This window comes from Streptomyces sp. NPDC058671 (assembly GCF_042716475.1).
GTDB lineage: Bacteria > Actinomycetota > Actinomycetes > Streptomycetales > Streptomycetaceae > Streptomyces.
This window is the reverse complement of the sequence record NZ_JBHXSA010000021.1, coordinates 23,647-30,052: the sequence shown is the minus strand read 5'-3', so window position 1 is coordinate 30,052 and position 6,406 is coordinate 23,647. Positions and strand designations below refer to the sequence as shown.

General features: G+C 71.4%; 6 protein-coding genes. All 6 read right to left on the bottom strand.

Features of this window, described 5'->3' with window-relative positions; genetic code table 11:
* Positions 1-144: 144 nt before the first annotated feature.
* Positions 145-1,617 carry a pseudouridine synthase gene (locus tag ACFWV2_RS24560; protein ID WP_384407696.1) on the bottom strand — a complete coding sequence of 491 codons (1,473 nt, stop codon included), beginning with the start codon at positions 1,615-1,617 and terminating at the stop codon, positions 145-147.
* Positions 1,617-2,219: an SMC-Scp complex subunit ScpB gene (gene scpB, locus ACFWV2_RS24555; protein WP_384407694.1), complete on the bottom strand. Its 603-nt coding sequence runs from the start codon at positions 2,217-2,219 to the stop codon at positions 1,617-1,619. Before scpB ends, ACFWV2_RS24560 begins: the two co-directional genes overlap by 1 nt.
* Entirely contained in the window at positions 2,216-3,232 is a 1,017-nt protein-coding gene (locus tag ACFWV2_RS24550; RefSeq protein ID WP_384407692.1) for a segregation/condensation protein A, read from the bottom strand. Before ACFWV2_RS24550 ends, scpB begins: the two co-directional genes overlap by 4 nt.
* A 45-nt stretch (positions 3,233-3,277) precedes the next feature.
* Positions 3,278-3,769, bottom strand: a complete 492-nt coding sequence (locus ACFWV2_RS24545) for a hypothetical protein (RefSeq protein WP_384407884.1) — start codon at positions 3,767-3,769, stop codon at positions 3,278-3,280.
* Entirely contained in the window at positions 3,766-4,791 is a 1,026-nt protein-coding gene (locus ACFWV2_RS24540) for a ParA family protein (RefSeq protein ID WP_030212665.1), read from the bottom strand. Before ACFWV2_RS24540 ends, ACFWV2_RS24545 begins: the two co-directional genes overlap by 4 nt.
* 448 nt (positions 4,792-5,239) lie before the next feature.
* Positions 5,240-6,355 carry an alanine dehydrogenase gene (gene ald / locus ACFWV2_RS24535; RefSeq protein WP_384407690.1) on the bottom strand — a complete coding sequence of 372 codons (1,116 nt, stop codon included), beginning with the start codon at positions 6,353-6,355 and terminating at the stop codon, positions 5,240-5,242.
* Between the last annotated feature and the right edge of the window lie 51 nt (positions 6,356-6,406).

Sequence of the window (6,406 nt, the reverse complement as noted above, 5' to 3'; positions counted from 1 at the left end):
ATTTCTCACATTTACTAAAATGGGGTTGGGCCCCGGCCAAAACGACGGGCCCCGTATCCCGTACCCGCCGGGCCCCGGCCCGTACCCCGTCGACCCCCGTCCCCGCGGGGCGGTCCGGGGCTTCTCCGACTGGGGGCGGGGCCCCTACATGCCGACTTCCTTCATCAGCATGCCGACCTCCGTGTTGGTGAGGCGGCGCAGCCAGCCCGACTTCTGGTCGCCCAGGGCGATCGGACCGAACGCGGTCCGGACCAGCTTCTCGACCGGGAAGCCCGCCTCGGCCAGCATGCGGCGCACGATGTGCTTGCGGCCCTCGTGCAGCGTGACCTCGACCAGGTAGTTCTTGCCGGTCTGCTCGACCACGCGGAAGTGGTCGGCCTTGGCGTAGCCGTCCTCCAGCTGGATGCCGTCCTTGAGCCGCTTGCCGACCTCGCGGGGCAGCGGGCCGGTGATGGCGGCCAGGTAGGTCTTCTTGACGCCGTACTTGGGGTGCGTGAGGCGGTGGGCCAGCTCCCCGTGGTTGGTGAGCAGGATGATGCCCTCGGTCTCCGTGTCGAGCCGGCCCACGTGGAAGAGCCGGGTCTCACGGTTGTTGACGTAGTCACCGAGGCACTGACGGCCGTCCGGGTCCTCCATGGTGGAGACGACGCCGGCGGGCTTGTTCAGCGCGAAGAACAGGTGTGACTGGGTGGCGACGGTCAGGCCGTCCACCTTGATCTCGTCCTTCTCCGGGTCGACGCGCTTGCCCTGCTCCAGGACGATCTCGCCGTTGACCTCGACGCGGGCCTGCTCGATGAGCTCCTCGCAGGCGCGCCGCGAGCCCATGCCGGCACGGGCGAGGACCTTCTGCAGCCGCTCGCCCTCCTGCTCGGCGCCGGGGAAGGTCTTCGGGGTCTTGATCTCCGGCCGGCCCTCGTACCGCTCGCGGTTGCGCTGCTCGATCTTGGCCTCCAGCTCGCGCGAGCGGGCCGGTGCCTGCCGCTGCCCGTGCGGGCCGCGACGGGGCGGGGTGCCCTGGGGGGCCTTGGGGCCGCCCTTGGCGCCTCCGCGGGCCGCGGAGCCGCGGCCCTTCTTCGGAGCCTCGGCGGGCGGGCTCACGTCGTACGCGCGCTCCTCGGGGCGAGGCCTGCGCGGGCGCTGGTCGTCACGGCCACCGCCGCCACCGGCACCGCGGTAGCCACCGCCACCGCCGGCACCGCTGGAGCCACTGCCGCCGGAGCTCCCGCCCCGGTAGCCACCACCGCCGCCGGAGCCGGAGCCGCTGCCGCCCCGGTAACCGCCGCCACCACTGCCACCGCTGGAGCCACTGCCGCCTCGGTAGCCACCGCCACCACTGCCACCGCCGGAGCCACTGCCGCCTCGGTAGCCACCGCCACCGCCGGAGCCGCCACCGCCCTGGTAGCCACCGCCGCCGGAGCCGCTGCCGCCACCGGAGCCCCGGTAGCCGCCACCGGAGCCGCTGCCGCCGCCGCTGCCACCGGAGCCGCGGTAGCCACCGCCACCGCCGGCACCGCTGCCACCGCGGCCGCCGCCGCTGCTGCCGCCGCGGCCGCCGCTGTTGCCACCACGGCTCCCGCCGTTGTTTCCGCTGCTGTTCCTGCCGCTGCTGCTTCGCATCAAACTTCCGTCTTGTCGTCGTCCTCACGATCCGGTGCATCCGGATCGAACGACGGAACACCCTCCAGAGAGTCCGGCTCGACCGCCTCCGCCTCGGGGAGGAAGGGCGCCAGCTCGGGGAGCTCGTCCAGGCCGCGCAGGCCCATCCGCTCCAGAAAGTAGTTCGTCGTCCTGTACAGGATCGCACCTGTTTCGGGTTCCGCGCCCGTCTCCTCCACCAGACCCCGCTGCAGGAGGGTCCGCATCACGCCGTCACAGTTCACTCCGCGGACCGCGGAGACCCGGGAACGGCTGACCGGCTGGCGGTACGCGACGACCGCGAGCGTCTCCAGGGCGGCCTGGGTGAGCCGGGCCTGCTGCCCCTCCAGGACGAAGGCCTCGACGGCCGGAGCGTGCTCCGGGCGGGTGTAGTACCGCCAGCCCCCGGCCACCGGGCGCAGCTCGAAACCGCGGCCCTGCGCGGTGTACTCGTCGGCCAGCTCGCGCAGGGCGTCGGCCACCTCGCGGGGGGTGCGCTCCAGGACCTTGGCGAGGTGGGCCTCGGTGGCGGGCTCGTCGACGACCATGAGGACGGCTTCGAGGGCGGGCTTGAGGTCGCTCACGCGGCGGTCTCCTGGTCGAATTCGTCTGTCACGGCCCCGGACGGGTCCGCCTCCCCACCGGTCCAGGAGACCGTGAGGTCTTCGAGGGCGGTCTCCTGGTCGAGGGCGACGGCCTTCTCCCGGTAGAGCTCCAGGAGGGCCAGGAAGCGGGCGACGACGGTGAGGGTGTCGTCCCCCACGTCCTCGATCAGCTCCCGGAAGAGCGCCGTCCCGCGCTCCCGCAGCAGCGCGACGACCACGGCGGCCTGCTCGCGGACGCTGACGAGCGGGGTGTGGATGTGGTCGACGTACACCTGGGGCTCGGCCTTCGGCTGCATGGCCTTGACGGCCAGCCTGGCGAAGCCCTCGGCGCCGATGGAGATGACGACCTCGGGAAGCAGCTCGGCGTGGTGCGGTTCGAGTCCGACGGTACGGGGGTGACGGCGGCCCTCCGCCTCCCAGCGCTCCTCGAAGATCGCCGCGATGCGCTTGTAGGCCCGGTACTGGAGGAGCCGGGCGAACAGCAGGTCGCGGGCCTCCAGGAGGGCGAGGTCCGTCTCGTCCTCCACCTCGGCGGCGGGCAGCAGCCGGGCGGCCTTGAGGTCGAGCAGGGTGGCGGCGACGACGAGGAACTCGGTGGTCTGGTCGAGGTCCCCGTCGGGCCCGAGGGCCCGCAGGTGCGCCATGAACTCGTCGGTGACCCGGGAGAGGGCGACCTCGGTGACGTCGAGCTTGTGCCGGGTGATCAGCTGGAGCAGCAGATCGAAGGGCCCCTCGAAGTTCGAGAGCCGCACGGTGAACCGCCCGTCCCCGGCCTCACCGGCCGCATCCGGCTCCACGGCCTCGCCCGGTTCCGCAGCCTCGCCCGGCCCCACGGCCTCGCCCGGTTCCGCAGCCCCACCCGCGTCCCCAGCCGGGACCGGCTCCCCAGCCGGGACCGGTTCCGCAGCCGGTACGGGCTCCGGGCCGCCCCCACCGCGCCCCAGGACACGGCGGCGCGGTGGGCGGGACGTTTCGTCGGAGACGTGATGCATGGAGGTCCAGGGGGAACGGGGAGCGTGGCAGCCCGCAGGCTACCGTCAGCGGCCCCGTAGGCGGCGGACGAGGATGCTCGCGTCGCCGCGGGACTCCAGGTCCGCCAGGACGACCGCGACGGCCTCCCGGACGATCCGGCCCCGGTCGACGGCGAGCCCGTGCTCGCCGCGCAGCACGAGCCGGGCGTGCTCCAGGTCCATCAGCTCCTCGGCGGAGACGTAGACCGTGATCTTCTCGTCGTGGCGCTCACGACCGCTGGGCCGCCGGTTCGGGGTGCGGCCACCGCGCCGCCGCGCCGCCGGGGCGGGTACGGCGGCTGTGGGCGCGCCCTGGGAGGCGGCGCTCCCGGGCTCCGCCGTCCGGGCCCGCGGTTCCGCCGTCTCGGAGTCCGCCGCCGTGTGCTCGGCGGAGGCGGAGCCGTCGGCCGCCGGGGCGCTCTCGCCGGCCGGTGCCGGCACGGCCCGGCGGGGTGCGGACGCCTGGAGCGCCGTCCCCCCGGTCGTACGGAAGAGTTCGTCGGCGCCGGGCAGACTCACTCGGCGTGACACCGGGCGAGCACCTCCCTGGCGAGCTGGCGGTAGGCGGCGGCGCCCACGGAGTTGGAGGCGTACGTGGTGATGGGCTCACCGGCGACGGTGGTCTCCGGGAAGCGCACGGTCCGCCCGATGACCGTGTGGTACACGTGGTCGTCGAAGGCCTCGACGACGCGCGCGAGGACCTCACGGCTGTGCACGGTCCGCGAGTCGTACATCGTGGCGAGGATGCCGTCGAGTTCGAGCTCGGGGTTGAGCCGCTCCTGGACCTTCTCGATGGTCTCGGTGAGCAGGGCGACTCCGCGCAGCGCGAAGAACTCGCACTCCAGCGGCACGATGACCTTGTGAGCCGCCGTCAGGGCGTTCACGGTCAGCAGGCCGAGCGAGGGCTGACAGTCGATCACGATGTAGTCGTAGTCGTTCATCAGCGGCTTCAGGGCGCGCTGGAGCGTGGACTCGCGCGCGACCTCGCTGACGAGCTGGACTTCGGCGGCCGAGAGGTCGATGTTGCTCGGCAGCAGGTCCATGTTGGGCACGGCGGTCTTGAGGAGCACCTCGTCCGCCGACATGCCCCGCTCCATGAGCAGGTTGTAGACGGTGAGGTCGAGCTCCATCGGGTTCACGCCGAGACCGACCGACAGGGCTCCCTGCGGGTCGAAGTCGACGAGCAGCACCCGTCGTCCGTACTCCGCGAGCGCGGCACCCAGGTTGATGGTCGACGTGGTCTTGCCGACGCCGCCCTTCTGGTTGCACATCGCGATGATCTTCGCGGGTCCGTGGTCGGTCAGCGGACCCGGGATCGGGAAGTACGGGAGCGGGCGTCCGGTGGGGCCGATCCGCTCGCGGCGCTGGCGGGCAGCGTCGGGTGCGAGGGTGGCCGCGTACTCCGGGTCGGGCTCGTACTCGGCGTCGGGGTCGTAGAAGTGCCCCTCGGGCACCTCGTCGTAGGCGGCGAAGTGGGTGGACTCTCGGCCCATCTCGTTGCCGGCCGTGGCGTTCACGTGTAGGCCGTCCATCGTCTTCATCGTGTGGGCTGTCGTCATGGGCTGGTGCGTCGCGAAGGTCCGCACCGCGACGGAGCCGATCGGAGCACCTGGCGCACCGCTCCCGGGAGTAATTGTCGACTCATTCACAAGTCGTCTTACCTCCTTGGATGTCACCAGGAACATTTATCGATAGGTCAGCGTGGCACCATGCCGACGGTTGGCGACTCTATGGCGTGTCACCGGTCCGCAGCAACACAATCCGCCGGACCCGGCCCGATGTGTCGGCAACCGAACACCTCTCTGTCAAGGGTGCGCAGGCATGCATCCACACGTTTCAGGGGTGTGCGAAACGGTTAAAGCATTACGTTCGCGGCGAGTTGACCGAACGTTTCGCCGGGCCCGGACACGCGTCCGGCCGGACCTTGTCGAACAAGGTCCGGCCGGTGCGCGGATTGACGGCACGCGTTGACGGCGGTGCCGAGGGGGGTCAGCCCAGGAGGCTGCTCAGCTCGACGTGCTCGAGACCGTGAGCCTCGGCGACCTCCTTGTAAACCACCTTGCCGTCATGGGTGTTGAGACCCAGACCCAGCGCGGCGTCGCGGCGCAGCGCCTCGACCCAGCCGTTGTTCGCCAGCGACACGATGTAGGGCAGCGTGGCGTTGGTGAGGGCGTAGGTGGAGGTGTTCGGGACGGCGCCCGGCATGTTGGCGACGCAGTAGAAGACCGAGTTGTGGACCTGGAAGGTCGGCTCGGCGTGCGTGGTCGGGCGCGAGTCCTCGAAGCAGCCGCCCTGGTCGATGGCGATGTCGACAAGGACACTTCCGGGCTTCATCTTGGCGACGAGCTCGTTGGTGACCAGCTTCGGGGCCTTGGCGCCCGGGATGAGGACGGCGCCGATGACGAGGTCGGCCTCGACGACGGCCTTCTCCAGCTCGTAGGCGTTGGAGACGATCGTCTGCACCTGGGTGCCGAAGATCCTGTCGGCCTCGCGGAGCTTGTTGATGTCCTTGTCGAGCAGGGTCACGTGGAAGCCCATGCCGACGGCGATCTGGGTGGCGTTCCAGCCGGAGACGCCGCCGCCGATGACGACGGCCTTGCCGGCGTGGGTGCCGGGGACGCCGCCGGGGAGGACACCGCGGCCGCCGGCCGAGCGCATCAGGTGGTAGGCGCCGACCTGGGGGGCCAGGCGGCCCGCGACCTCGGACATCGGGGCGAGCAGCGGGAGCGCGCGGCCGGCGGTCTCGACGGTCTCGTAGGCGATGGCGGTGGTGCCGGACGCCAGGAGCGCGTCCGTGCACTCCCGGGAGGCGGCGAGGTGCAGGTAGGTGAAGAGCGTCTGGTCCTTGCGGAGGCGGTGGTACTCCTCCGCGATCGGCTCCTTGACCTTGAGCAGCAGGTCGGCGGTGGCCCAGACCTCGTCGGCCGTGGGGAGGATCCCGGCGCCGGCGGCGACGTACTCCTCGTCCGTGATCGAGGAGCCGACACCGGCGTTCTGCTCGATGAAGACCTGGTGGCCGTGGCGGACGAGCTCGTGGACACCGGCGGGGGTGATGGCCACGCGGAACTCGTTGTTCTTGACCTCGCGGGGGATGCCGACCTTCATCGTCGATCACGGTCCTTGAATCAGGGGGATATCTGGGGCACTGCGATACAT

What these genes read in the sequence shown, in the direction of transcription:
- ACFWV2_RS24560 (WP_384407696.1), bottom strand. Translation starts at nt 1,617, where the DNA reads ATGCGAAGCAGCAGCGGCAGGAACAGCAGCGGAAACAACGGCGGGAGC.
- ACFWV2_RS24550 (WP_384407692.1), bottom strand. Translation starts at nt 3,232, where the DNA reads ATGCATCACGTCTCCGACGAAACGTCCCGCCCACCGCGCCGCCGTGTC.
- ACFWV2_RS24540 (WP_030212665.1), bottom strand. Translation starts at nt 4,791, where the DNA reads ATGAAGACGATGGACGGCCTACACGTGAACGCCACGGCCGGCAACGAG.
- ald (WP_384407690.1), bottom strand. Translation starts at nt 6,355, where the DNA reads ATGAAGGTCGGCATCCCCCGCGAGGTCAAGAACAACGAGTTCCGCGTG.